This window comes from Paraburkholderia phytofirmans PsJN, assembly GCF_000020125.1.
Lineage (GTDB): Bacteria > Pseudomonadota > Gammaproteobacteria > Burkholderiales > Burkholderiaceae > Paraburkholderia > Paraburkholderia phytofirmans.
Genome location: NC_010676.1, coordinates 1 through 24,654, shown reverse-complemented (window position 1 = coordinate 24,654; position 24,654 = coordinate 1). Strand labels below are relative to the sequence as shown.

22 protein-coding genes and 1 pseudogene are annotated in these 24,654 nt (G+C 62.1%); 9 read left to right on the top strand and 14 right to left on the bottom strand.

From position 1 onward, the window contains the following. The first annotated feature begins 23 nt into the window (after window positions 1-23). A complete protein-coding gene (gene tehA, locus BPHYT_RS19970) occupies window positions 24-1,040 on the top strand; it encodes a dicarboxylate transporter/tellurite-resistance protein TehA (protein WP_012425913.1) in 1,017 nt (338 codons plus the stop codon). 58 nt (window positions 1,041-1,098) lie between these two features. Here tehA and BPHYT_RS39140 read toward each other — a convergent pair whose 3' ends face one another. Further along, entirely contained in the window at window positions 1,099-1,344 is a 246-nt protein-coding gene (locus BPHYT_RS39140) for a hypothetical protein (protein WP_012425912.1), read from the bottom strand. 45 nt (window positions 1,345-1,389) lie between these two features. Further along, the gene (bla, locus tag BPHYT_RS19960) at window positions 1,390-2,337 is read right to left on the bottom strand and encodes a class A beta-lactamase (RefSeq protein ID WP_012425911.1); all 948 of its coding nucleotides are present in this window, start codon (window positions 2,335-2,337) and stop codon (window positions 1,390-1,392) included. A 100-nt stretch (window positions 2,338-2,437) separates the two neighbouring features. Here bla and BPHYT_RS19955 point away from each other — a divergent pair, with 100 nt between their 5' ends. Further along, window positions 2,438-3,316 (top strand): LysR substrate-binding domain-containing protein, encoded by an 879-nt coding sequence (locus tag BPHYT_RS19955; protein WP_012425910.1) that lies wholly within the window; start codon window positions 2,438-2,440, stop codon window positions 3,314-3,316. On the opposite strand, the gene BPHYT_RS19950 is transcribed toward BPHYT_RS19955, so the two are convergent. Both BPHYT_RS19950 and BPHYT_RS19945 read right to left on the bottom strand, forming a co-directional pair. Further along, a complete protein-coding gene (locus BPHYT_RS19950; protein ID WP_012425909.1) occupies window positions 3,313-3,570 on the bottom strand; it encodes a hypothetical protein in 258 nt (85 codons plus the stop codon). The two genes, BPHYT_RS19955 and BPHYT_RS19950, sit on opposite strands and share 4 nt — an antisense overlap. Before the next feature lie 67 nt (window positions 3,571-3,637). Further along, window positions 3,638-4,135, bottom strand: coding sequence for a lecithin retinol acyltransferase family protein (locus BPHYT_RS19945; RefSeq protein ID WP_012425908.1), 498 nt, complete (start codon window positions 4,133-4,135; stop codon window positions 3,638-3,640). 470 nt (window positions 4,136-4,605) lie between these two features. Between BPHYT_RS19945 and BPHYT_RS19940 the strand changes: the two genes are divergently transcribed. Together BPHYT_RS19940 and BPHYT_RS19935 are read left to right on the top strand one after the other, a co-directional pair. Beyond that, complete coding sequence (locus BPHYT_RS19940) at window positions 4,606-4,893, top strand: hypothetical protein (RefSeq protein WP_012425907.1); 288 nt, start codon at window positions 4,606-4,608, stop codon at window positions 4,891-4,893. A gap of 5 nt (window positions 4,894-4,898) precedes the next feature. Next, the gene (locus BPHYT_RS19935) at window positions 4,899-5,669 is read left to right on the top strand and encodes a PP2C family protein-serine/threonine phosphatase (protein ID WP_012425906.1); all 771 of its coding nucleotides are present in this window, start codon (window positions 4,899-4,901) and stop codon (window positions 5,667-5,669) included. 24 nt (window positions 5,670-5,693) lie between these two features. On the opposite strand, the gene BPHYT_RS19930 is transcribed toward BPHYT_RS19935, so the two are convergent. From BPHYT_RS19930 to BPHYT_RS19890, 9 genes are all read right to left on the bottom strand, one after another. Further along, on the bottom strand, window positions 5,694-7,049 hold the full coding sequence (locus BPHYT_RS19930) for a sigma-54 interaction domain-containing protein (RefSeq protein ID WP_012425905.1): 1,356 nt from the start codon (window positions 7,047-7,049) through the stop codon (window positions 5,694-5,696). Beyond that, window positions 7,049-10,105, bottom strand: a complete 3,057-nt coding sequence (locus BPHYT_RS19925) for a peptidase domain-containing ABC transporter (protein WP_012425904.1) — start codon at window positions 10,103-10,105, stop codon at window positions 7,049-7,051. Before BPHYT_RS19925 ends, BPHYT_RS19930 begins: the two co-directional genes overlap by 1 nt. A 66-nt stretch (window positions 10,106-10,171) precedes the next feature. After that, the gene (locus BPHYT_RS19920; RefSeq protein ID WP_012425903.1) at window positions 10,172-10,924 is read right to left on the bottom strand and encodes a peptidylprolyl isomerase; all 753 of its coding nucleotides are present in this window, start codon (window positions 10,922-10,924) and stop codon (window positions 10,172-10,174) included. A gap of 37 nt (window positions 10,925-10,961) precedes the next feature. Further along, window positions 10,962-12,335 (bottom strand): HlyD family efflux transporter periplasmic adaptor subunit, encoded by a 1,374-nt coding sequence (locus tag BPHYT_RS19915; protein ID WP_012425902.1) that lies wholly within the window; start codon window positions 12,333-12,335, stop codon window positions 10,962-10,964. Next, entirely contained in the window at window positions 12,313-14,895 is a 2,583-nt protein-coding gene (locus BPHYT_RS19910; RefSeq protein ID WP_012425901.1) for an FHA domain-containing protein, read from the bottom strand. The genes BPHYT_RS19915 and BPHYT_RS19910 overlap by 23 nt, the downstream gene beginning before the upstream one ends. A 229-nt stretch (window positions 14,896-15,124) precedes the next feature. Beyond that, window positions 15,125-16,579, bottom strand: coding sequence for an efflux transporter outer membrane subunit (locus tag BPHYT_RS19905; RefSeq protein WP_012425900.1), 1,455 nt, complete (start codon window positions 16,577-16,579; stop codon window positions 15,125-15,127). Window positions 16,580-16,804: 225 nt separating this feature from the next. After that, window positions 16,805-17,086 carry a hypothetical protein gene (locus BPHYT_RS19900; protein WP_012425899.1) on the bottom strand — a complete coding sequence of 94 codons (282 nt, stop codon included), beginning with the start codon at window positions 17,084-17,086 and terminating at the stop codon, window positions 16,805-16,807. Window positions 17,087-17,389: 303 nt separating this feature from the next. After that, the gene (locus tag BPHYT_RS19895) at window positions 17,390-17,824 is read right to left on the bottom strand and encodes a DUF4399 domain-containing protein (RefSeq protein WP_012425898.1); all 435 of its coding nucleotides are present in this window, start codon (window positions 17,822-17,824) and stop codon (window positions 17,390-17,392) included. 47 nt (window positions 17,825-17,871) lie between these two features. Continuing rightward, window positions 17,872-18,375 (bottom strand): DUF4399 domain-containing protein, encoded by a 504-nt coding sequence (locus BPHYT_RS19890; protein ID WP_012425897.1) that lies wholly within the window; start codon window positions 18,373-18,375, stop codon window positions 17,872-17,874. A gap of 368 nt (window positions 18,376-18,743) precedes the next feature. On the opposite strand from BPHYT_RS19890, the pseudogene BPHYT_RS39670 reads away from it, so the two are divergent. Together BPHYT_RS39670 and BPHYT_RS39665 are read left to right on the top strand one after the other, a co-directional pair. After that, window positions 18,744-19,577 (top strand): annotated as a pseudogene (locus BPHYT_RS39670) (caspase family protein); the annotation flags it as partial. Window positions 19,578-20,036: 459 nt separating this feature from the next. Then, a complete protein-coding gene (locus BPHYT_RS39665; protein WP_407669306.1) occupies window positions 20,037-20,717 on the top strand; it encodes a formylglycine-generating enzyme family protein in 681 nt (226 codons plus the stop codon). Between the two features lie 72 nt (window positions 20,718-20,789). Here the strand turns inward: BPHYT_RS39665 and BPHYT_RS19880 are convergent, their stop codons facing one another. Beyond that, window positions 20,790-22,925, bottom strand: a complete 2,136-nt coding sequence (locus tag BPHYT_RS19880; protein WP_012425895.1) for a serine/threonine protein kinase — start codon at window positions 22,923-22,925, stop codon at window positions 20,790-20,792. A 415-nt stretch (window positions 22,926-23,340) separates the two neighbouring features. Here BPHYT_RS19880 and BPHYT_RS19875 point away from each other — a divergent pair, with 415 nt between their 5' ends. The 3 genes from BPHYT_RS19875 (at window position 23,341) to BPHYT_RS19865 (ending at window position 24,385) form a co-directional block, all read left to right on the top strand. Beyond that, on the top strand, window positions 23,341-23,619 hold the full coding sequence (locus BPHYT_RS19875; RefSeq protein ID WP_012425894.1) for a hypothetical protein: 279 nt from the start codon (window positions 23,341-23,343) through the stop codon (window positions 23,617-23,619). Window positions 23,620-23,707: 88 nt separating this feature from the next. Then, on the top strand, window positions 23,708-23,992 hold the full coding sequence (locus tag BPHYT_RS19870) for a hypothetical protein (protein ID WP_012425893.1): 285 nt from the start codon (window positions 23,708-23,710) through the stop codon (window positions 23,990-23,992). A gap of 183 nt (window positions 23,993-24,175) precedes the next feature. Further along, entirely contained in the window at window positions 24,176-24,385 is a 210-nt protein-coding gene (locus BPHYT_RS19865; protein ID WP_012425892.1) for a hypothetical protein, read from the top strand. The last annotated feature ends 269 nt before the right edge of the window (window positions 24,386-24,654 follow it).

Below are 24,654 nucleotides of genomic sequence, written 5' to 3'. Positions count from 1 at the left end.
ACGCAACTTTCGGAGGGTCGGTGATGAACAGCAATCGTGGCACGATTCCAGTTGCTTTCTTCGGGATCGCGGTGGGCGCGCTGGCGTTCGCCAATTTGTGGCGCGTGGCGATCAGGCTCTGGCATTTGCCCGCCCTGGCAGGCGACGCGATAACGGTAGCCGCGCTCGCCGTGTGGCTCGTGATTCTAGTGGCCTACGGGCAAAAATGGCTGACACGTGCCGACGAAGCCCGCGCGGAAATACAGCATCCGGTGCAATCGTCGTTCGCGGCGCTGGCTCCTATTTCGAGCCTGCTCGCTGCCCAGCTTCTGCAACCTTACGCACACACCTTGGCGCTCGCGCTGTACGGCGTCGCCGTGGTCGCGCAACTCGCTCTTGGCATGTATTTGCATGGACGGCTCTGGCAAGGCGGCCGCAAGCCCGAACTGGTGACGCCCGCCATCTATCTGCCGACGGTGGGCGCGAGCTTCGTGGCGGGCACCGCTTCGGCCGCCTTCGGCTTTCACCAACTGGGCGAACTCTTTTTCGGCGTAGGTTTGCTGTCCTGGCTCGCGATTGAATCGTTGGTCCTGCACCGCGCCGCCGTGCATGAACCGCTGCCCGACGCATTGCGCCCGGTGCTGGGCATCCAGCTTGCACCGCCGGTGGTGGGCGGGGTGACTTATCTCAGTCTGAGCAGCGGCACGCCTGACCTGTTCGCCATGATTCTGCTTGGTTATGGCTTGTACCAGGCTCTGCTGCTCCTGCGTTTGCTGCCGTGGATTCGCCAACAGGCCTTCACGCCGGCTTACTGGGCCTTCAGCTTTGGCGTCGCCGCCCTGCCGACGATGGCGCTCCGGATGGTCGAACGAGGCGCGACGGGTCCGGTTGAATACGCCGCGCCGGTTCTGTTCATCGCGGCGAACGTGATCATCGCGATTCTGGCGGTGAAGACGTTGAGCTTGCTGATGCGCGGCAAGCTGATTCCCGCCACTCCGGTTACAGGTGCGCTGTCCGCACCGCAGACGCCCGCCGGTTCGCGCATCGCACGGGCTAGCTAAGCCGGTCGAACTGCTTCGCTTCAGTGAGACGGGACGCAACGAGATGAGATGCGTCCCGTCACATCTTTCTGAAATACATCAACGCAACGCCATGACGATCGGCACCGCGCCGACGCGTCACCCCTGAAGCCGCCAAGCACGAGACGCGCGCCGAGTTGCATCGGCACGGTATGGCTAGGGGTTTGGGCAACTGATCGGCGATCAGTTCGACGATGGCCAGCACCGTAAAGATATGCGGCGTGGCGGTGAAGCCGAGAAATGCCAGCGGTGTGTCGTCGCGTACTTCGATCGGCGCATCGGTCATCGCATCACATCGCGTCGCGTCGCATGCCCCCTGTCCGCGCCGCAATCAGATAGACGCCACCACCAATGCGCCCACGTCCGCGATAGCCGTATTGCTGCGCGCCGCGTCGCCATCCGTTTCGGTCAGATATACGGTCACCAGCACTGGACCGCGTCCGGGCGGCCACAGAATCGCCACGTCGTTGGCCGTGCCGTGATCGCCGGTGCCGGTCTTGTCGCCCACGCCCCAATCCTTCGGCAGCTTCGCGCGAATCCGCGCGCCGCCGGTCTCGTTGGCGGCGAGCCACGCCAGCAGCTGCGCCCGCGACGATGACGACAACCGCTCGCCGAGCAGCAACTCGCGCAGATTGCCGAGCATGGCGTTCGGCGTGGTGGTGTCGCGCAGGTCGCCGGGCGTGCCCTCGTTCAGCGCCGGCTCGATGCGATCCAGACGCGTGACGCGGTCGCCGAGAGAGCGAGCGAACGCGGTCAGTCCCGCCGGGCCGCCGAAGGTCGACAACAACAGATTCGCCGCCGTGTTGTCGCTGAGCGTGATCGCCGCCTTGCACAACTCGGCGACACTCATGCCCGCATTGCCGATCAGTTCGCGCGTGTGCTTGCTCGTGGCCGGCGAATTCGACACCACGTCGCTCAGTGAGAACACCACGCGCCGTTGCAAGCTTTCCTCGCCACGATCCGTGCGCGCGAGTACGGCGCCGGCGACCAGTATCTTGAAGGTGCTGCACATAGGAAAGCGCTCGTCGGTCCGCAAGCCGGCGTGCACGCCCGACATCGTATCGACAATCGACACACCCAGCCGGCCGCCGCTCGCCGCTTCGATTTCAGCAAGCCGCCGACGGATCGCATCCGCCTTCGCCAACTCGCGCCCTTGCGCCGCCGCACCCGTTTTCACCGTCTTGCCGGATGCCTTGCCGAACGCGCCAACACTGCCAACCGCAACCCCAGCTATCGAAACGCCCAGCATCGCACCCGCGAACTTCCGTCTTGTGATCATCGCCGCTCCTTTGTGTGAAGCCGCAACTATCGGTTTTCCGCCCGCCGCTGACAAACGATGATAAGTTAGCCAACTCACAAGAAAATCTTATGCCTTCGCCATGAGACCGTACCTTCCATTGAACGCCTTGCGCGCCTTTGAATCGTCCGCCCGGCATCTGAGCTTCACGCGCGCGGCATTCGAACTGAACGTCACGCAGGCCGCCGTCAGCCAGCAGGTCAGAACGCTAGAAGAACGACTGGGCACCGCGCTTTTCAAGCGTCTACCACGCGGTCTCGCCATGACCGACGAGGGCCTCGCACTGCGTCCGGTGCTGACCGACGCATTCGATCGCATTGAAGCCGTGCTTAAACAATTTGAAGGCGGCCACTTTCACGAGGTGCTGACGGTGGGCGTGGTCGGTACGTTTGCGGTTGGCTGGCTGATGCCGCGCCTCAAGTCGTTTCGCGACGCGCATCCGTTCGTGGAATTGCGGCTACTGACGAACAACAACCTGGTCGATCTCGCCACCGAAGGCCTCGATTTCGCGATCCGTTTCGGCGACGGCACGTGGCCCGGTTCGCTCGCGACCCGCCTGCTCGACGCGCCACTCGCGCTGCTCTGCACACCGGAGATTGCCGAGCGCCTAACGAAACCGGAGGATCTCGCCGGCGAAACCTTGCTGCGCTCCTATCGCACCGACGACTGGATGAGCTGGTTCAGCGCCGCGGGCATTCCGCCGCGGCCGATTCGCGGGCCGGTGTTCGATTCGTCTCGGCTGATGGTGGAAGCGGCGATGCAGGGTGCGGGTATCGCGCTCGCGCCCGCGCTGATGTTCGATCACGAGATCAATACAGGCAGGCTGGTGCGCCCGTTCGATGTGGAGGTTCACGCCGGCAGTTACTGGCTGACATGGCTGAAGGGCAAACCCATGACGCCGGCGATGCTGCTGTTCAATCAATGGATCATCAAGGAAGCGTCGGCACAGACGCAGAACTAGGCAGCCAGCAATGCACGGCGATGTCCGTTCATGGCGGGCCGTTCGGCTTGCGGCGGAAACACGTTCCACGAGCCGTCGTCGTGACGGAAGAAGAAGATCGATAGCATGCCGCCCGGGCGCAAGGCTTCCACGCATACATAGCGCTGATGTTGCGACGCGCGGTGGCAGAACTGCACGACGCGTGCGGGCATCGACGGGGTCGGGGCAAGCCATTTGTCTACGGCCCAATGCAAGGTCTTTTCCGCGGCAGCCATGATGTTCTCCTTGAGTCCTTGAACGGTGAAACACTGAAATGAGTCACTGAAATTCGGCGGCAATGGTTCATGCAAACTGCGCGGACCCGTGAGCGCCCTTCGCGCTGCTTTCCACAAAAGCCTTTACGAGGCACACCAGCGCATGCATGCCGGTGCGCGGATGGCGCAGGCAGCAATGCACTTGTTCGCTACGGCTTTCGCCGAGCAGGCACCATGCGCAGAAGTGCTCGCAGTTGTTCGTGAGCAGCCGATAATGGTTTTCGCCGAGACGGGAGCGAGCGCGGCGCACGGCTTCGTCGCCGACGTAACGGGCGGCCGGGGTCGGCCGGATCGACAGCGGATGGCCGGCGGCGAAGCGTTCCAGTTCCACCTCTTCAACGGGGCCGCGATGCGTTGAACCTGCAAAGCCCGAGTAATGAACCACGCGTCCGTTGCCCACATAAATGCCGTGGTGTTCGTAACCGCGACGTTGCGTGACGAGATGCGCGCCGATCGGCAGGTCGATGGTGGACGCGGCGTCGCAGCGGTCTGCGCTGTGTTCGCTGCTGGTTTGGTTCGTGTTCATGGCTGTCTCGCTTCGATTTCCAACACTGTTGCGAGATCTTTTGCATCATCCGGGCCATGTGCGCAACAGCCTTTATTTAAAGGGCTTCGCGGGAAATTGCGGAATTTCGGAGGCCATGAGTGTGTGTTGCGAGCCGACAGAAATTCCGCCGAAGTGTCGGCGAGCGGCGCTCATTTTTAGCTGCCGTGAAGAGGGAAGTATTTGGATTGAAGAGATGCGGCGAGCTGCAGGAATCTGTTGGGTCGCGCACCGATTCGAGTCAGGGCATGTTGGCTGCCAGCCGACCGATGAATTCATGTACGCCCGTGCGCCGCATCCGCAAACGCGCGGAATCGCCCGGCAATCAAGGCGCTAAGACAGACTGTGCAAATCACCCGCAAATTGGCATAGCACTTGCAATATAACCGCCACATACTTCTTAACCGCGCGTCACCGCGCGCGTTACACACGCGGCCAACCGGAGAAACGACATGGCTTCTATTACAGTAAGCGACCTCTCGCTGAACCTCGCGCTAGACCGTAAAGCGATGACAGCGATCCGCGGCGGCGGCGGCGCCCCGTGGGTGTACGGCTGGATTCAGCCCTACGTACGCGATACGCCGAGCATTGGGCCCGTCGTGAACCTGTACGACGTGACCAACAACTTCTATGCTAACCAGATGATCAACACGTTCCAGTCGGTCGATGTACGCAACACCGGCGCGAACTCGAACATCAGTGTCTCTCCCGACGCACGCAGCAGAAACGATATGGTGTAACCGTTGTGACCTGTGCGAGCCAATTTCGCTGGACGTCGTCCGCGCGTTCCGACGCCGGGCGTGTCCGCGAAATCAACGAAGATTCCTGTCTCGACCAGTCCGCGCTCGGACGCTGGGCCGTCGCCGACGGCATGGGCGGGCACGCGGTCGGCGATCTGGCGAGCCGTCTGGTAATCGACGCGCTCAGCCGGCTCACGCCGCCCGTCAGCATGAAGTCCTTCGTCGCCGATGCGCGCGCGCGTCTGCAGACCGCCAATCGTCAGCTAAGGGAAGAAGCCGCGCGCCGCCAGGTACAGCGTATCGGCAGCACGGTCGTCGCGCTGCTCGCCTGCGATCGCTTTTGCGGCTACATCTGGGCCGGCGACAGCCGCCTCTACCTGCTGCGCGAAGGCAGCCTGCGGCAACTCACGCGCGACCACAGTCAGGTGGAAGCGTTGAAGTCGCTCGGCGTGCTTACTGAAGAAGAGGCGCGGCATCATCCAGCGCAACACATGATCACGCGCGCCGTGGGCGCCACCGACCTGCTCGAACTGGACGACGATGTGATCGAGGTCGCGGATGGCGACGTCTTCCTTCTCTGCAGCGACGGCCTGAGCAACGAAGTCAGCGAAGACGACATGCTCGCTGTGATGAGCAATGCGGCATGCGCGAACGCGTGTGAGGAACTCGTCGATATGGCGCTCGCTCGCGGCGGCCGCGACAACATCACCGCCGTGGTCGTGCGCGCTGAAGACCCTAATGCCGCGGACAAAACGCTGCTGAATCCGTCGCCTTGAGCCTATTGCGTTAGCGACGCGGCCTCACGTGTCGTTGTCTTCGTCGTCGCGATCCTCAGCGCCGTTCTTGTTCGCGGCAGGCTGATTGCGATTGCGGAAATCCTTCGAGTGCAGGCCGTGTTTCTTCAGAAGCATCTGCAGATGCGAACGGTTCATGTCGATACGACGCGCCAGTTCCGCGACCGTGCCGCTCACTTCGCGAAGGCCGCGCTCGAGGAAGGCTTTTTCGGCGTCGTCACTGGCGGCGCGCTTTGCGTCGCTCAGCGACATCAGGTTGGCTACACTGATCGGCTCCTGCCCCGTTGCGGTCGCGGCGTTGGAAGCCGCCGCGGTTCCTGGCGCCGCCGGCCGCATGTCCACCGGTAAATGATCGACATCGGCCATATCGCCGGCCAGACACGACACGCGATACATCACGTTGCGCAACTCGCGGATATTGCCTGGATACGCATAGTTCAGCAGAAAGTCCCGCAAACGCGGCGTCAATCGCACCGGCCTGCGCTTTAACGTGCCGGCGGCTTCGTCGCCGAACCACGAAATCAGCAGAGGAATTTCGTCGCGACGCTCGCGCAGCGGCGGCAACGTCACATGAATGACGCTAAGCCGGTAGAACAGATCCTCGCGGAATTTGCCCTCTTCGCTGAGCCGCCGCAGATTGCGATTGGTCGCCGCGACGATGCGCGTGTCCACCGCAATCGTTTCATCGGACCCGACGCGTTGAATCTCATGCGCTTCCAGCACGCGCAACAGCTTCACCTGGCCGGCGAGCGGCAACTCGCCGATTTCGTCGAGAAAGATCGTACCTGTATGCGCGCTTTCGAATTTGCCCTTGCGGTCGTTCGAAGCCCCCGTGAACGCGCCCTTGCGATGCCCGAACAATTCCGACTCCAGCAGATTGTCGGGAATCGCACCGCAGTTCACGGAAATGAACGGCTTGTCGGCTCGCGAGCCGTTGGCGTGAATCACCTTCGCCATCAACTCCTTGCCGGTGCCGCTTTCGCCGTCGATCAACACGGGCAAATCGGTCGGCGCGGCTTTCTCGGCGATTTCGAGCGATTCGAGCAGGCGCGGATTGTCGCCGAACGTGCCTTCGAAAATGAAACTGCGTTCGAGCAACGCCTTGCGACGCGCGCCGCGCGACAGATCGGCGCGCTCCTGCGGCTCAGCGGCCACCGCAGCTTGCACGAAACGCTCCTTGTGCGAGAGCTGCATCACCTCGTCGCGCAGCGAGGTGGCTTGCCGGAGCAGTTTGTCGATGTCCGCGCGCTCCAGCCGCGACGACCAGCGCAACGTGGAGCGCAGAATCTCGATCCGCTCGATCAGCCCCGCGTATGAAATCGCGGGACTGGCCTCTTCAATCTGGTCGAGTATTTTCATCATCATGCACTCAACTGTTTCTGGACCAGCTGGTAATACATGCCGCCGCGCTGGATCAGCTCATCGTGACGGCCCTGTTCGACAATCGCCCCTTCATACAGCACGAGAATCTTGTCCGCACGCATGATCGTGCTGAGCCGGTGCGCGATGATCACCGCCGTGCGGCCCTTCAGAATGTCATGCATATTGCCGAGAATATTGCTCTCCGATTGCGAGTCCAATGCCGAAGTCGCTTCGTCGAATACGAGCAGACGCGGATCGTGATACAGCGCCCGCGCGATGCACAGCCGCTGGATCTGCCCGCCCGACAAGCCAATTCCGCGCTCGCCGACAATCTGCTCGTAGCCAAGCGGCATCTTGCTGATAAATCCGTGCGCGTCGGCCATCTTCGCGACTTCCTCGATGCGGCGCCGATCGGGCGCATCGTCGCCACTCGCGATGTTCTCCGAAATCGTGCCGGAGAACAGCAAATTGCTCTGCATCACATAGCCGATCTGCGCACGGTAATAGGCTTTGTCGACCACGCCGAGATCGTAGCCGTCGATCGTCATCTTGCCCTCGGTCGGCGTGTAGAAGCCGACCAGCAATTTGGCGAGCGTCGTCTTGCCCGACCCGCTGCGTCCGACAATCGCCACCAGTTCGCCGGGCTTGATATCGAAGCTGATGTTTTCGAGCACATATGCCGAGTCGTTTTCGCCATAGCGGAAATACACGCCGCTCAAGCTGATCTCGCCTTGCAGTTCGGGCAACATCACGCGCGAAGGCAAATCCTGGGGTTTCTGCTCGGGTTCGATATCGAGCACATCGCCGAGGCGTTCCATCGCCACGCCCGCGTCGTTCAACATGCTCCACAAACCGACCAGGCCCATGAGCGGACCCAGTACGCTCCCCATGAACGCATTGAACGCGATCAACTGACCAATCGTCATTTCGCGCGCCAGCACGAGATTCGCGCCGACCCACAGAATCGCAATCGTCGTCGCCGAGTTCAGCAACTGGCTGCCGAGTCCCACGAGAATATTGAACGCGTGCGCGCGATACTGCACTTCGAGCGCCTTGGCGTACTTCTTCTCCCAGCGCAAGCGCACCGGCCGCTCGATGCCCATGCCCTTGATGGTCTCCACACCAGCGAGCGCTTCCATCAGAAACGACTTCGACTCGGTCGATGCGGTGAACACTTCGCGCGCATAGCCTTTGATCTTGGGCGTGGCGATCGCGGTCAGCGCCATGATCGGAATGACGAACGCGATCAGCACCAGCGTCATCTTCACGTTGTAGACGAACATGATCGTGAAGTAGATGAAGACCATCAGCAGGTTCAACGCCGTGGTAACGGTGGATTCGGTGAGGAACGCGCGGATCGTCTGGTTCTCCTGGAAGCGCGCGAAAATGTCGCCGGTCTTGCGCTTGGCAAAGAACGAAAACGGCAGCGACATGGTGTGCTTGAAGAACTGCGACATCATCGCGAAGTCCATGTTTCGCACCATGAAATTCGCCAGATACGCACGAATCGACGACATCAATTGCGAAAAGACATTGGAAATGATCAGGCCGCCAATCAGCAGATGCAGCAGGCTGACATTCTGATGAACGATCACGCCGTCCAGAATGTTTTGGATAATCAGCGGCGGAATTACGCCCAGTACCTGAATCACGAAGGTGGCGAGGAACAGGTGGCCGAGAATCTTTTTGTACGGCTTGAGGTAGCCGACAAAGCGTATCCATGGCGAACGCGCGGCGGACATTTGCAGCAGATGCGGCCCACCGGTAAACAGCAGACAGGTGCCGCTCCAACCGCGCTCGAAATCTTCCACCGTCATTTTCTTGAAGCCAACCGCCGGATCCGCAACCCATACGTACTCTTTGGAGAGCCCGTACACCACGACGTAGTGATAGCCCTCCCAATGCACGATGAACGGCAGATCGAAACCGCGCAACGAATCGAACGTGCATTGCACGCCGCGCGCTGTAAAGCCGAGCGATTCGCCGGCGCGCGCGAGACTGTCGAGCGTCGCGCCCTGGGTTGTGACGTTGGCGAGTTCGCGCAATTTTCCGAGCGTCATTGGAATGCTGTAGTGGCGGCATACCATGGCAAGGCACGCCGCACCGCAATCCATTTCTTCGGCCTGCTCGACCAGCGCGAAGCGTTTGATGACTTTCTCGCCGAACTCGGGCTTGCTTTGCAAATCGAGCATCAGCGGCAGCTTGCGGCGCTGTTCGACCCGCTTTTGCCGCTGCAATTCGCGGTCGCCGTAGCGAATGCGCTCGTCGAGCACTTCGCGCAACTTCGGATTGCGTTCGAGAATGAAGTGAACGGTGCGCTCCGGAATCACCAGCAGGCGCGTGTCGGTCGTCGCAACCACCGACGCCATCTGTTCCTGGCGCATCAAACACGCCTTTTCGCCGAATATTTCGCCTTCTCCGAGCGTGGCGAGCGTGTAGTCGTGCCCCTCCTCGTGCCGCACGATACGCACTTCACCATGGCGCACCACGTAAAGGCGCCGGTCCTCGCGTCCGTCCTGCTTGAGGATTTCCTTGCCCGCGGCCACCCGTTTCACGCCGACGCTGCGCACATACTCTTCGAGTTCGGCCTTGTTCAGTTTGCCGCGCAGATCGAATAACTGCGCGACAAAGCCACCCGCCGAATTGATCGCCACATAGCTGGCAACGAACGCCAACGCGGCCTGATTGCCCGCGATCACAGGCTCGATCGCGGCGCGCGGAATAAACAGCAACTCGGTTTTTGCCGACGACCGCACCGAGGCTTCGTGGACATAGGTCCGCAACATCGCAATATCGGCGAAGATCTCACCCGACTTGCGCACGCCCAAGCTGGTTTCCTTGCCGTGCTCCTCCGAGAATATCCGTACGGAACCCGAACGAATCACGTACAGACCGTCAGCCGTCTCGCCCGCCGAGCAAACCGTTTCTCCGAACGAATAGAAGCGCGCTTGCGCATATTCGGCAAGACGCTCGATCTCGTCGCGCGAAAACGGCGAAAAAATTTCCACCGAGGTGAGAAACTCGGCTGCGGAGGGCGCGGTCTGGGGTGCATCCATGTGCTTACGGACCTCGAATCGGCGTGTGGTTGCGTTGTTTCAATACGGCGTGCGGCTTCGAACCGGTTAGCGCGCTTCGATCACGTGCTCCTGGGCGCGTGAGATCAACCAGCCTTCGCGAAGCAGGCGCCGGACTTCGGACGCCACGTCGGCGTCGAGCGTCGCGGGATATTTGGCCGTCACGGCGAAAATCTCGAAGCACGAGCGGTCCGCCGACGGAAACGGTCCCAGCAGATCGCCCACCGCCGCGTTGAAAATCTTCGCTTCGATATCCGGTTTCAACGAGCCGCGCAGCACCTTGCCGATTACGCCGCCTGCCTCGCGCGTATCGGCGATGGAATGCTCGCGCGCCATGTCGGCGAAACTGTCGGGATCGTCGTGCAGGTACGAGATCATCTCCTTCGCCTTGCCCTCGCTGTCCAGCACGATATGGCTCACTTCTATGGCGTCGAACTTCGGCGAATTCAGCGCGAAGTAATCCTTGATCGCGGCCTCGTTGCCGATCTCGTCGAGCATCTTCTCCTGATACAGCCCGTCGGTAATGAAGGCTTCGAACTCGTCGAGACTGACATTGAGCGCATCGAGATACTGATTCATATCCGTCGCGCGATGCAGGCCGCGCACGCGGCGGAACTGATCGGCGCGTTGCTGGATTTCATCGGCGGTGACGGTAATGCCCTGCTTCTTCGCCGCGTGAACCGTGAGCTTGTCGCGCACAATCTGTTCGATCAGGCTCTCGAACTGGCCGGTCAGTTTCAGAAGACGAATGAACTCGGCCACGTCCACGACTTCGTCATCGATTCGCACTATCGCGGTCATTTGTTCCGCTCCTTTAATTGACGTGTGATCCGTGCGGTCAACCCGCCACCTGCCTGAACGGATCGAGACCCAGATCGATCAGGCGCCGCTCGCGCACCACGATCTCAGCGCTTGCCGTCATGCCGTAGCGCAACGGATAACGCGTGTCGGCAATCTGGTAGTAATTTTTGTCGAGCGTGACGCGGCCTTCGTAGACCGGCTGCTTGTCCGTCAACGACGGTTTAGTGGCCGGTGAAATATAGGCCAGCGTGCCGCTGATCAGCCCATAGCGTTGATACGGAAAAGCGTTGAATTTCAGTTTGACCGGCAGACCCTCGTGCAGAAACGCACGATCGTGTTCGGCGATTTCAATCTTCAGCACGGGCCGCGCGTCTTTGGGCGCAATGCCGCCGAGCGGCGCGTTTGCCTGAATCTTGTCGCCGCGCTGAGTTGACGTCACGTCGGTGATGACGCCCGAAACCGGCGCGAGAATCAGCAGGAAATTATCTTTGTCGATGTTCTCGAAGCGAATCCGCGCAGCCGCTTCAGACACCAAGCGCGCACTTTGCAGTTGCAGGCGCAACTTGTCTTCCGCGTCGGTAATGTCGCGCACCGCCGAATCGTATTGAAGCTGCAGGTCTGTAGTCTGCTGGCCGCTGGTTTCCAGTTGCGCATTCGCCTGCGTATATTCGTGGCTCAAGCGGAAATCCAGTTCCGCGAGTTTCGATTGGGCGACACGGTAAGCGTTATCCGCCTCCATTGCCGCCGTGCGTTTTTGCTCCACCTGCAATTCGGCGATGCCACCGCCACCCGGCTGCGCGAAGAGCCGCGAGTAGCGGTCCAGTTCCTGACGCGCCGCTTCGCGCGTGCGCCGGGCGTTGTCGAGGATACTGCGCGCTTCGTCGAGTTCGGCCTTCTGCCCTTCCGCGAGTTTGGTCGTGCCTTCGGAGACGCGATTTTCGTGCTGGCGCGCTTCCACTTCCATCTGCGTCTTGAGCGCTGCGGCCTTTCGCTCCATGAGCGCTTTCTTCTCGGGAAACTGCTTCCAGTCGCGCTCGGCGTCTTCCAGTTTGAGCTGCGCTTGCAACGCGTTGCTAGCGGCCTCGATCGCGCCGCGCGCATTCAGGCGCGCCAGCACATCGCCTTTCTGCACCGGTTGCCCTTCGGCGATATACAGATCGGCGAGTTCGCCGTCGATCGGTGCATAGATCCGGCGCACCTCGGACTCCGGCGACAAGGTGCCCTGCGCGCTGACGATCACGTCGGCACGCCCCACGAACGACCACAACAGCCCGACCACGACCAGTGCGACCATCGCCCAGATCAGCGCGCGCGCGAGCCGCACCGGCTCCGCCATCAGGATCGCGATGCCCTCGACGCTGTGATCTTCCAGTGCCTCCGACAACGGCCTAGGGTGACTGTCGCGTTTCACTCTGCTCGCCTCCGATCAATGCCAGCTTCGCTTTTAGAAGTCCCGGATCCAGCACCATGCGCAACTCCGTTAGCGAGCGGCGCTGCAAATTGGCTTCGGCTTCGATGTCTGCCAGCAGACGGTCGAAGTCGGCCGGATGATCGGCCTTCAGTTGCGTGTAGATGCGCATGCCCTGTTGCGCCGACGTTTTCGCATCCGAAAGCAGACGCGCCTCACTGCGAAATCCCGGTGAAATGCCGGCTTCGAGACGCTGCGTACCGCCGATCGATCCGCCCGCGCGGTACTGTTTCCACAGACTCTGAGCGCGCAGCAGCAGGTCTTGCGCACGCGCCAGCGCTTTGTCGTGCAACGCGGCGACGTCTTTCTGGATCGACTGCAGGAACCACACGTCCGTTGCCGGATCGAGGCTTGCGTAAAACGACAGGAGACGCTGGTCGTAGTCCTTGTCGCCGCGCGTTTTCTGCAGTTGCGCGTATTGGTCGAGCAGCGTTTTCTTGTGGGCGAGTTCCGCCGCGAGCACGTCGGACCAAGGCCCCGCGGGCATGGCCTGTAGACCGGCGAGCGCCTGTTGCGCGTCGCCGTGCTGCCATGCCGCCGTCACCGCATCGTGGCGCGCAATCACGTCTGGCGAAGGCAAACGGCTCGCGGCCAATTGTTGAAACTGCGCCTGAAAAGGCGGCGTGCTGAAGCGCGCCGTTTTCAGCATCGCGAGCAACGGCACCAGTTGCCGGCTCAGCGCGGCGTTCAGCAAATCGGTGTATTGGCGCAGATCCTGACGCACCCGGTCAATGCCCGCGAGACGCGGATAACGCTGCGTGTAATCGTCGAGCACCGGCGGCAGCGCGTCGGGTTTATCGCGCGCCAGTTCGGTGCGGATCGTCCCGTTCAGACGGTCGATGGCGGCGAGGTACACCGAATCGTCGCTTTCCAGTTTGCGCAGATGACTCAGCGCCTGTGCATAGGGATCGGCGAACACGGGCACATAGGAGGCAATGCGGTCGAGCGCGCGCTGATGGCTCCTCGCGTCGTCTTCCCAGCGTTGCAGCAGATTGTTGATCGTGCCTTCGTCCGCGTACATGCGAATAGGCGCGTCCATGCCGCCGCGCGCCGCGACGAAACGCTCCAGATCGCCTACCCATTGCAATTCGTTGACCAGCGACGCCGCGTCCGCGTTGTTCGCGCTCAACGAACGCATCTCCTTGAGCAACGCGTCGGCTTGATCGAACTGCGCCTTTTGCAGCGCATTCAGCCAACTAGGGAGCTTTGCCTTCAACAACGCTTCGCTAGCGAGTGCCTTGACTTTCGTGTCCGCGGGATGGCTCGCCAGATAGCCCGATGCCGCCGTGACCGCGCTCGTGTAATCGCCGTTCGCCAGCAGATTCTTCAACTCGCGTTCCGAAGAACCGCGCATATATAGCGTCGTTGCTATCGCCGCCAACACCACGACGCCCACGCCGCCCCATGTCGCCATGCGCCGCACGCTCGCGCGGTCGTCGATCGCAAACGCCTTGCCGAGTTCGCCCGCGACCAACCGCCAACGGCGCGGCCGGCTTTTCGCGGCAGCCGCGTTGGCAGCGCCATTCGCACCGTTGGCGCCGTTCGTGCCACTCGCCGCTTTTGCCGTGCCCGTCGGCGCATCGCGCTTCGCATGCGCGGACGCGGCCTGTGCCGCCTCGTTGACCTCGTCTTCACGCTGAAGGCCGGGGTCGACGCAAAAGATATCGAGGAATGAATGCGCGGCGCCGACGAAGGTGGTCTTGTCGGGATCCACCGCTTCGTTGGCGGCCGGATTGACGAATAGTTGTGTCACGGTGGGCTCGACTTCAGGGGGTTTCTGCAGCGACACCCTGTAGACGAAGTGGTCTCCGCCAAATGCAACGAGGTCTCCCTCTACCAGCGGCAGCGCGGATTCATCCAACCGCTTTCCACCGACGAATGTGCCGTTGGTGCTGCCGAGATCCTCGACATAGAGTTCGCCGCCCTTCAGAAAGATGTGCGCGTGACGGCGCGAAATGTAGTTGACCTGATGCGGATAGCGGTCTTTGTAGCGCGAGAAGACTTCATCGGCTTTGCTGACCAGAAACGGAAATGCCTGCACCTCGATAGGTTGCAGGCCGAGGTCGTCGCGCTGCGGCACCAGCAGCAATCCCGGCGCGGCGGACGGACTGGCGGCCGCCACGATACGCGCGCGCGGTTCGATGCTGACGCGGTAGCAGAGCTCGCCGCCAAAGCACAATTCGTCGCCGGCGCGCACACGGGCCGGCGTCTGCCGCACCGCCACGCCGTTCACTGTCGTGCCGTTCTTGCTGCCCAGGTCGGCAACGTAGACCGCGCCGTGTTCCGTGAAAACCCGCGCATGACGGCGCGACAGGCGGGCAATCCGCTCGGCGGGATAGTCGGTAAAAGGTGCTTCGCTGCGCCCGATTGCAAACAGGTTGTCGACGATACGGATCGCGTCGAGCGCCGGACGTTGCGCGGACGCAATCGGCGACAACACCACGTCGAACGCGGCGTCTTCTGTCGCGCGCATCTCAGCAATCGGAGCTTCGCCGGCGGCCATTTTATCTGGATCACTAAGCGTTTACCCGTTGCGGCGAGATCGCAACGGAAACGGGACGAAGGACTACGGCGAAAAGATATTGTTCGTGTGAGTCGTGCAAAAGCCGACTCCTTAATGATTGTAAGTCACACATGGCGAGTGTCAATTTTCCGATCGTCGGTTATGAGGGAAACGAGCGCGTCGAATACAGACGAAATACCCCACGCTGCGCGCCACATTGCGGATTAGCTCAGTGTTCCTTTACTTGTGCCTGCACGTCCCCGCTCGGCCAGCCGCCGCCCAGCGCTTTATAAAGCAACACCGTGTCGGACAGAATCTGTTGATGGTTGGCGAGCAGTCCCTGCTGCGCCTCCAGCAAGGTCCGTTCGGTTTCGAATACCTCCAGCTGCGACACCACGCCGAGGCGCAGTTGCGACTGAATCTGGTCCGCCACGATCTGCAGCCGCGATACCTCCTGCTGCAACTCCACGCGCTGTTCCTTGTGCGAATTTACGTTGACCAGCGCGTTTTCCACTTCCTCGAACGCGCCCATTACCGCCACGCGATACTGCTGTTCGGCCACTGTCGATTGCGCTTGCGTGACTTTCACATGCGCCCGCACGCCGGGATCGAGCAGCGGAATGTTGATGCTAGGCATGAAGCCGTACGTGAACGATTTCAGCAGATCGGTCAACGCGAAACTCGCAGTGCCGCCGTGCCCGGTCAGGCTGATGGTCGGCAGTTGCGCAAGCTTGGCCTGGCCGACGAGGTCGTACGCTTCCAGCACTCTGAACTCGGCGGCCACCACGTCGGGACGGCGTGCGAGCAGTTGCGCGGGCAAGCCGTCCGGCACCGGCGGCAGTTGCACGCGCTGCTGCAAATGCCCCTTGGGCATCTGGAATTCGCCGGCCGGCACGCCGATCAGCGTGCACAGCGCGTTGTTGGCCAGCGCGCGCGAACGGCGCAGGTCGAGCAACTGATTGGTCAGGCGGTTGATCTCCGCCTGCTGGCGCAACACCTGAGTCTGCGGGATAAGTCCGTTGCGGCGCTGACCGTCGTAAATCGCGAGAATCTGCCGGTTTGTTTCGAGCGTTTTCTGTTGCTGTTCGATCTGGTCGTCGAATTGCAGAATCTGGAAGTAGGTGCTGGATACGTTCGACACCAGTTCGAGATACCCGGCTCGCCAGTCGGCCTCGCTCGCGTGAAATTCCGCCTTCTGCGCCTGCACGCCTTTTTCGACTTTGCCCCAGATATCGATGTCCCAGTTCACCTGCGTCGCGAGGTTGTACTGCCTGGAGAAGGTCTGATGCGTGGTCTTTTCGAAATCGGCGCCGGCGCCGAGATCCATGGTCGGCAAAGCGCCGGCTTTGGCTTCGCCGATCTGCGTGCCGGCCACGTCGATACGCGCGGCCAGCACCTTGATATCGAAGTTGCCGGCAATCGCCTTTGCGATCAGCGTGTCGAGATAGGGATCCTGGAAGCCTTTCCACCAGTCGGGTTCGATCGTCGCGGCGGCCGAGACGGGCGAGCCTTTCTGATCCGACCACGAGGCTTTGGCGGGCGTGTCGGGACGCTTGTAGTCCGGCATGCTGACATCGATACAGGCCGACAGCGAGAGCGCGCATACCGTCGCCGCGCAAACGCAGCGCAGTGCGGATGTGCCGCGGAAAAAGCGCTGACGAGCTGATGAAAGCAACGCTGACACGATGGTCTCCGATAGCGCCCGCTTCGTTGCACGAGAAGCACGCGCTCTTTAAGTAAAGCACCTCCAGCGCAGCTTCACCATCGAAGCGATGCAGGAAGATCGGCGCGGGAATCGGGCGGTGAAACGGGAATGGCGTGAAAAGAACGATTGGCTGCGAAATCTTTTTGAGGAGCGGCCGGTAAGAGTCCGCGGAGGCTGTAGCGCCTCCGCGGCGGCCTGCGCCGTTTAGTGCACGTTGATGTTGTTGCTCGCGGTCACGTGCGGATCGATCGTGCTCGAGATGCCGGCAACGAACGCTGCGTTGTTGCCGTTGGCGTTCTGGATGTTCATCGTCGTGTTGATCAGTTGGGTGGCGTCGACGGTCTTGCTGTTGTTCGGCGCGTACACCGGCATGAAGTTGAAGTACGACGAGGACGGATAGTATCCGGTACCGCCGCGCACGGCGCTCATGGCACGGCTGTCGAGTTGTTCGGTGATGGACAGGTCTTTGATCATCAGCGTGTTCATGGTAAATCTCCTGGAAGGGATACAGCACAGTTTGCGGTTGGGTTCGAGCAACTTGTCTGCTCGAGTGTCACTAACGCATGGGCTGTGCCAGGATTGATTTCCTATCCTAAGAAATGTGCCGGAATGCCGTGGATAAAGGGTTGCGGGGCTGGCTGAACAGAGAACGCGGAATGGGGCGATGATGCGACGCACGGAGGATGGTGGATCGCGGCCAACAACCCATGCGAAACTGTTGGTTGCGGCGTGACACTGAGGCTCTGGCCCGCGCGTGCCGCGTCACGCCGCGCAATGCATAAACGTGCGTCACCGCGCGATGACGGTGATCTTCTTTGAATACACCGGCGGATTGTGCGGCACATGCATGTCGTCGCCCATCAGCAACTGCAACGTGTGCTTGCCTGGCGGGAGTTGAATCATGGTCTCCGTTTCACCCGCGCCGAAGTGCAGATGATTGCGATCCGACGGAATCTCCTGATCCATAGGCGGCAAGTCCGTATCGATCAGCAGATGATGGTGGCCGGTATTCGGATACTTGACGCCCTTCGGCGCCACGCCCATGTAGCGCAGGCCGAACCACACCTTGAACGGTTTGTTGGCGGGAACCACCTGGCCGTCGTTGGGATAGCCGATATACTCGTGCGCGCCGGCCGGCGCGGGTGTCGTACCTGCAATGGCGGCATTCGGCGAAGCCAATGCCGCCGACATGACGAGCGCCGCGACCGCAATGATCTTGTACATGAAGGTCTCTCCGTCCTGACCGATTCGCTTTGAACGAACGGATCGCGCTAGTCTTTTAGCACGGTGATGGTGATCTTTTTCGAATACACCGGCGGCACATGCGGCACGTGGTTGTGGTCGCCGAGAATGAGCTGCAACGTGTGCTTGCCCGGCGGCAACTCGATACGCGCGTCCGTCTCACCCGCGCCGAAGTGCAGGTGGTTGCGATCCGACGGGATCTCCTGATCGAGCGGCGGCAGGTCGGTGTCGATCAGCAAATGGTGATGGCCGGTGTTCGGGAACACGACGCCCTTCGGACACACACCCATGTTCCGCAGTCCCATGCGCACCCACAACTTGCCGCCGTGAATCACCGTGCCGTCAGATGGCCAGATGATGTATTCCTCGGCACCCGGCGGCGACGGCGTTTGCTCGGCCGCCGCGAAAACGCTCGGCACCATGTTGCCGAACATAAGAAGGAGCGTCGCGCGCAACGTTCGGCGCAATACCTCGCGACGCGCATGCGATCCATGAGGCACGTCGAGAACAACGGGGGTAACGGTTCTTCGCATAGCGCACTCTCCCGAAGAGGGGTCATGGCCAACTCGGCTGCGCGAGGCAGACCGGGCGTTCCGGCTGGATGTCGCGGGCGTACGCGCGATTGGACGGCCACCTGGTTAAAACGAGCTTGCCGCCCTACTTTGTGAAATTAGCTTAGGACGTAACTTGCCAAAAAGATACGCCACACTCGTTAACCGTATGACGCATTCGGGGCACGCGGACAGTTGTGGCGCGCAAAGCGCGTGCTATCGTTATTAAGAGGTTGCAGATGGATGGTCGATAGCGGCGTCGATGTTTCGCGCGATTCACGCCGGCGGCGGCTGCGAGTTGTGCGGTCCTCGATTGCCTATGTTCTGTCCGGAACAAACAGGATGTGAAGATGTGGCGAATATTCATGCTGGTGTGCATGGCCGGGGCAATGCAGGCGCATTGGGGCGATGCTTTTGCGGCGCCGCAAAGCGAGGGCGCCGAGCGCGGTGCGAGTGAGGCGAGCTTGCCGCTCACGCAGGTTGCTCCGTTCGCGCCACAACGTGGCAACGCGCTTGCTCCGCGCATTGCGCTTGTGATCGGTAACGGCGCGTATGGTGCGGAAGGTGTGGGCGGTACGGGTCACGACGGCCCGCAAGTGGATGCTCTGCGAGAGAACGCGCCCCGCGACGCCACAGCCATGCGCGACAAGCTCCAGACGCTCGGCTTCGACGTCATCCTGCGCACAAATGCGACGCCGCAGCAAATGCGCGAGGCCATCGGCGAATTTCATCAGCGCTTGCGGGCGGGTGGTGTCGGTCTGTTCTATTTCGCGGGACACGGCATGCGGATCGGCCCGCAAACACTGCTCATTCCCGCAGGACTCGATGCCCGCTCGCCGGCTGCAGTCGTGCGCAACGGTGTCGATCTGCACACCGTTTTGCAGGCGATGGACGGGCCGCGTGACGCCCGGCTCAATCTCGTGATCCTCGATACGTGTCTGAACGATCCGTTCTCGACGACCTCCACGGACGATACATCCGCGCTTCCCCACAATACAGTGGTTGCCTACGCAACCGCGCCCGGCGGTTTTGCGGCAGACGGCACGCGGCACGGCGTCTATACGAATGCATGGCTGCACGCGCTCGATAGCGCTCCATCGCTAACGCTGGCGGATCTGTTGCAACGCGTCGCAGCGCAGGTTCGCGACGCCACCGGCGGCGAGCAAACGCCGTGGGTTGCCGCTTCGCTTCCTCGGCCCTGGCTGACGGCGGATGCCGCATTCACGGCGCGGGACAATCCCGTCGTCACGCTGCACAGCAGAGGCATCCTGCCGAAAGACAGCAGCGAACAATACGAAATCACGTTCTGGAATTCGATCAAGGACAGCAACTACCCGGGCGACTACGAGGCCTATTTGAAGGCCTATCCGAACGGCCGCTTCGCCACGCTCGCTCATGCGCGCATCGAGCGCTTGCGTGCCGCGGCGACGTCGAATGGGCCGTCCGCAACCACGCCCGCTGCGCCTTCAATAGCACCCACGCCGCAGGTTGCGCGACCAACGCCACCGGCTAGCACCCCGCCGCCCAAGCCCGCTCCGAGTGCCGCCCCGGCCGCTGCGCCACCCGCGGCAGCGGTCGCGCAAAAGCCCGTCACGCATGCACCGGTTGCCGGCGAAAGCCGCGATTGCGCAACCTGTCCGATCATGATCACCGTACCCGCCGGTTCGTTCTCGATGGGCAGCAGTACCGACGACCCGTCCGAAAAACCCGTTCATCACGTGACCATCGGCGCGCCGTTCGCGATCGGCAAGTACGAGGTGACCGTCGACCAGTGGAACGCATGCGTCGCCGCCAATGCGTGCCAGAAACTCACGCCGGAGAGCAACACAAACAAAGCCGCACCCGCGCGCGACCTCAGTTGGGACGACGCGCAGCAGTACGTGAAATGGCTGAGCAAGACCACCGGCAAACCGTACCGTCTGCCCACCGAAGCGGAATGGGAATACGCGGATCGCGGCGGCACCACCAGTGCCTACTGGTGGGGCGACCAGATGCGCAAGGGCAACGCCAATTGCAAGGACTGCGGCGACCCGTGGCACAAGGAAGGGCCTGAGGCCGCGGGCTCGTTCGCACCGAATCCGCTCGGCCTGTACGACATGAACGGCAGCGTTTGGGAATGGACCGCCGACTGCTGGCACAACACCTACCAGGCCGCGCCCGCCGATGGTCATGCATGGGACACCCCTGGCTGCGACATGCGCGTGATTCGTGGCGGCTCGTGGCGCGAAGGCGGCAGCTACATGCTCAGCGCGACCCGCTTCAAGTACAGCGCGGGCGTGCGTCAGTCGCAGGATGGCTTCCGGGTCGTCAAAGATCTGAAGTGACTTGGCGGGGCCGCGTTCGAGTGTCGATCGGACTCACAGCCCATCACGAGAGAAACCGCGCTCCCGCTCCGCTCAGGGCGAGCGCGGTTTCGTCGTGATCGGCGCGAAATCGGCGACGATATGATCGCGGCTGTATTTGCCGCCGATCTGCGCGAGGCGTGCATCGAGCGCACGCAGATAGTCGGCGCGTGATTCGCTCTCCGGGCGCGGCTTGTCGAATAGCGGCGCCGGCGTGATCAGCAGCACCACCATCTCCGATCCGAACGGCTTCGAAATGATCCAGTCACCGGCGCTGCCGACCGTGGCGGCGTAGTGCGGCGGCGCTTGATTGTCCTTTGCGCGGGGGCTCGGCACCATGTGCACGACGCTGCCGTCGAGTTGGTAGTAGTCGAGGTTCACATATGAGTCGTAGCCCGGCGTGGTGACGTCGACCACCAGCGGGTCGCCGTCGCTCAACTGACCACCTGGCGGCCGCACATGCAAGGCCGCGACGTGGCCGGCCTGCATGTTGTGAATCCAGTAGGGCGCGAATGCCTTGATGGTGTCGCATTTGTCGTCGGCAAGCGGCTCGACCTGGAGCGTCAGCGTATCGACGCCCGGCAACGCCGCCAGCGTGTCCTTCAGATGCGCCGCGCCATAGCGTTGCGAAACGTAACCCCGCACCGTCAACGAGTGATCCTGGACTGAGGCGGATAGCGCCGAACAAGGCACTTGCGTCAGCGCCGGGGTGACGGCGGCGAGAGTCAGTGCCGGCTTCGGCGCGGGCTTTGCTGCGGACACCGCCGGCGGCGTAGCGGGCGCTGCCGCGACCGGACTTGCCGGCGGCGCAGCAGGCGGTGCGGTCACCGCCCCTTCCGAAATCGACGAAGCCGCCTGCCCGGTCAAAGCCTGCGATGCGCCTGCCTGCGTCTGTGCTCCGTTATGCCGGTTCGCGCCCGAGCGGAACGCGAACACGCCGACGGCCGCGGCGCAAACCACCGCGAAACTCGCGAGCCCCACCTTCGCCAGCGTGCCCGATTTTTCCGCGCGCGCTTCATTATCGAACTCCGCGATGAAGCGCGCCACGCTCGGCATGCGCGTATTGCGATCGAACGACAGCGCGGCGCGCAGCGCCCGCCATTGTTTTGAATCGAGATTAGCCGGCCGCTGCGGTTTGAAATCGGAGTTGCGCGCTTGTGTGGCGGACAAGCGGTCGAACGGATGGTGGCCGGTCAGCAACTCATACGTGATGCAACCGAGCGCGTAAATGTCGTCGCGCGGATCCGGCTCGCGGTGTTCGATCATTTCCGGACTGGCATACGCGGGCGTCAACGCGCCGAGGCTCCCCGGATCGAAGACGGTGGCATCGCTCTCTTCTTCCGGACGCTGGAAAACGCGGGCAATGCCGAAGTCGATCACTTTCACTTCGGCGTTCGTCGTGAGAAACACGTTGGCGGGTTTGAAGTCGCAATGCACGAAGCCGCGTTCGTGCGCATAGGCGAGCGCGCTGCACATGCCGCGCACGATCGGCAGTGCCGCGCGCACCGGCATGCCCTGATAGCCCGGCGTGCGCAGCAACTGGCTGAGCGGTTTGCCGGACAGATACTCCATCGTCAGATAAACGATCGGTCCGTCGCGATCGAAGTCGTACACCGTGATGATGTTGCGATGCGCGAGCACTTGCGCCTTGCGCGCCTCGCGCTGCAGCGCGACGAGCGAATTCGGATTGCCGCGGAACTGGACGTTGAGCACCTTGATCGCGAGATACGGTTTGCGATCCGAAGCCTCGAGCTTGCGCAGATCGAGCGCCTTGTACACCGTGCCCATGCCGCCGACGCCGAGGCATTCCTCCAGCACGAAACGGTTGTTGAGCGTGTCGCCGGTGCCTTTGATCTGGTCGTGGTCCGTGGTGCTGCCAGCGCCCGCTGCGTTGGCTGCACTGCCGGCGCTTGCCGACCGTATCGACGGAATCTCGACGGTGGTCTGGATGCCGGTTTCGTCGCCGCCCGCCGCCACATTCGAGACGCGCAACTGCTCGATGCGCCGCCGCACTTCCACGTAAAGATCGTCGGGGAGCGGCGCTTTGCGATGTGCCGCGCCAAGCATGTCCAGCAGCTGTGTGGGGCCGAGCCCTTCGGTCGTCAGCGTGCTGTCGAGTTGAGCCACGAACTCGTCACGGGACAGCTCGCCGTTCTGAAAGTCGTGAATCACACGCGCAAGGCTAGCCATATGTGCGAAGCGCCGCCGCTGCCGTTGGGCCGGGTCGCGTACGATCCAAGCCTGTCGGGCTGATAGAGAACCTTTCGTAACCAGTTACATGTGCCGCTTCGATACTAGCTCCCGCTCCGTCCTTTCGCAAACCAGGATTGCCCCGCTGCCTGCGCGGGGCGTCTGTGTCGTTCTTGATCCAACAGCATGCGATGGTCTGTCGGGCGTGCACCGTCAGTCGTGCATCGCTTTCACGCGGCAATGCGCCGGCGCGTGTCCGCCACGGCAGCGCGAAACCCTTGCACCACAGGCCTTCCCCAACTTTCTTAGGAGCCTTGAATAAAACTGGCACAGCCTGTGCATTAGTGATACCCGAGCAGACAAGTTGCTCGCACCCGACCGCAACACCCCGACCTTTACCTTCCGGAGACTCACCATGAACGCACTGATGATCAAAGACCTGTCCATCACCGAACAACTCGACAGCCGCGCCATGAGCGCCGTGCGCGGCGGCACCGGCTACTATCCGTCGTCCTCGTACTTCAACTTCAGCCCCGTCTTTGCCCCGAACGACAGCAAGAAGGTCGACGCCACCCAGCTGATCAACAACCAGCTGAACCTGCAGAACGCCAACGGCAACAACGTCGCGTTCGCCACCGGCATCAGCTCGACGGTCAACCCGTACGTCACGACGAGCAACAACATCCACGTGTAATACGCGGCGAGGCGAGGCGCCCGGCTCGCCCGCGCGCTTCGCCTGCCGACGGTTACCCCCGTCTTCCGCGCACCTTTGGAGAAGCACCATGTCATCCCTCATGATTCGCGATCTGTCCGGCACCCGCGAGCTCGACCGCCGCGCCATGTCGGCGGTGGCCGGCGGCACCGGCAGCAGCGTGCCCGGCCTGCCCTCGGTCGCCGGCCTTGGCGGCATTGCCAACGTCAACGTCTCGATCAACCAGAACCTCAACCAGATGCAGTACGTCAACGTCGCCGCACTCAACAACGTCGGCGTGATCGGCGCGGGCTTCGTGCCGCTGCACCTGAACGTCAGCCCGTCGCTGTGGGGCGCCAACAACGCCACCGTGTGACGGCTTGCCGTCGCGAGGGCCGGGGGGCCTCGCGAATGCCGGCATGTCGTCGCCGGCCGGCGAGTTGCAGCGAGATTTCCTATACTGATTGTGCGGGGAGACCTCAGCACATTTCACGACACACCCGAGCGGCGGCCGGCGCATTGCACCGGCGCGCCGCTCGATTTCATTTCCGGAGCCACCATGACCAGGCTGATCATCAGGGACCTCACCGATAGCGTCGAACTCGACCGTCAGGCCATGACGGCCATCGTCGGTGGTGCGCGTATTGGCGCGCGGCTGAACGCGGCCGTGCCGCTGGTGCCGGCTTCGGCACGCGTGGTCGAATATCCGCCGGGCTTCCCCGCCGCGCATCAGACGATTGCCAAAGCCGCCATGCAGCGCAAACCGTAGCGCGCCCCGCTTCGGCGTCGCACAGTCATAGCAACGGCACGCGTCGCACACGCGTGCCGTTTGCTTTTGTTGTCGACAGAGCGCCATGAGCCGACATCCCACCGTCGATTGGTGGGAACTCGTCGAACAGTTCTGTCGAATTTCAAGCTCACTGAACGCCATAGTTGAAGAACGCATATCGTCTATTGCCTGCTGGTCTTGCGTTGCCGCCTCGCATTCCATTCCTCGTTCATTGCTCATAAATTGGCATACGACTTGCAGAACCATGG

Coding starts and splice junctions, on each gene's coding strand:
- tehA (WP_012425913.1), top strand. CDS start 24: ATGAACAGCAATCGTGGCACGATTCCAGTTGCTTTCTTCGGGATCGCG.
- BPHYT_RS39140 (WP_012425912.1), bottom strand. CDS start 1,344: ATGACCGATGCGCCGATCGAAGTACGCGACGACACACCGCTGGCATTT.
- bla (WP_012425911.1), bottom strand. CDS start 2,337: ATGATCACAAGACGGAAGTTCGCGGGTGCGATGCTGGGCGTTTCGATA.
- BPHYT_RS19955 (WP_012425910.1), top strand. CDS start 2,438: ATGAGACCGTACCTTCCATTGAACGCCTTGCGCGCCTTTGAATCGTCC.
- BPHYT_RS19950 (WP_012425909.1), bottom strand. CDS start 3,570: ATGGCTGCCGCGGAAAAGACCTTGCATTGGGCCGTAGACAAATGGCTT.
- BPHYT_RS19945 (WP_012425908.1), bottom strand. CDS start 4,135: ATGAACACGAACCAAACCAGCAGCGAACACAGCGCAGACCGCTGCGAC.
- BPHYT_RS19940 (WP_012425907.1), top strand. CDS start 4,606: ATGGCTTCTATTACAGTAAGCGACCTCTCGCTGAACCTCGCGCTAGAC.
- BPHYT_RS19930 (WP_012425905.1), bottom strand. CDS start 7,049: ATGATGAAAATACTCGACCAGATTGAAGAGGCCAGTCCCGCGATTTCA.
- BPHYT_RS19925 (WP_012425904.1), bottom strand. CDS start 10,105: ATGGATGCACCCCAGACCGCGCCCTCCGCAGCCGAGTTTCTCACCTCG.
- BPHYT_RS19920 (WP_012425903.1), bottom strand. CDS start 10,924: ATGACCGCGATAGTGCGAATCGATGACGAAGTCGTGGACGTGGCCGAG.
- BPHYT_RS19910 (WP_012425901.1), bottom strand. CDS start 14,895: ATGGCCGCCGGCGAAGCTCCGATTGCTGAGATGCGCGCGACAGAAGAC.
- BPHYT_RS19900 (WP_012425899.1), bottom strand. CDS start 17,086: ATGAACACGCTGATGATCAAAGACCTGTCCATCACCGAACAACTCGAC.
- BPHYT_RS19895 (WP_012425898.1), bottom strand. CDS start 17,824: ATGTACAAGATCATTGCGGTCGCGGCGCTCGTCATGTCGGCGGCATTG.
- BPHYT_RS19890 (WP_012425897.1), bottom strand. CDS start 18,375: ATGCGAAGAACCGTTACCCCCGTTGTTCTCGACGTGCCTCATGGATCG.
- BPHYT_RS39665 (WP_407669306.1), top strand. CDS start 20,037: ATGATCACCGTACCCGCCGGTTCGTTCTCGATGGGCAGCAGTACCGAC.
- BPHYT_RS19880 (WP_012425895.1), bottom strand. CDS start 22,925: ATGGCTAGCCTTGCGCGTGTGATTCACGACTTTCAGAACGGCGAGCTG.
- BPHYT_RS19875 (WP_012425894.1), top strand. CDS start 23,341: ATGAACGCACTGATGATCAAAGACCTGTCCATCACCGAACAACTCGAC.
- BPHYT_RS19870 (WP_012425893.1), top strand. CDS start 23,708: ATGTCATCCCTCATGATTCGCGATCTGTCCGGCACCCGCGAGCTCGAC.
- BPHYT_RS19865 (WP_012425892.1), top strand. CDS start 24,176: ATGACCAGGCTGATCATCAGGGACCTCACCGATAGCGTCGAACTCGAC.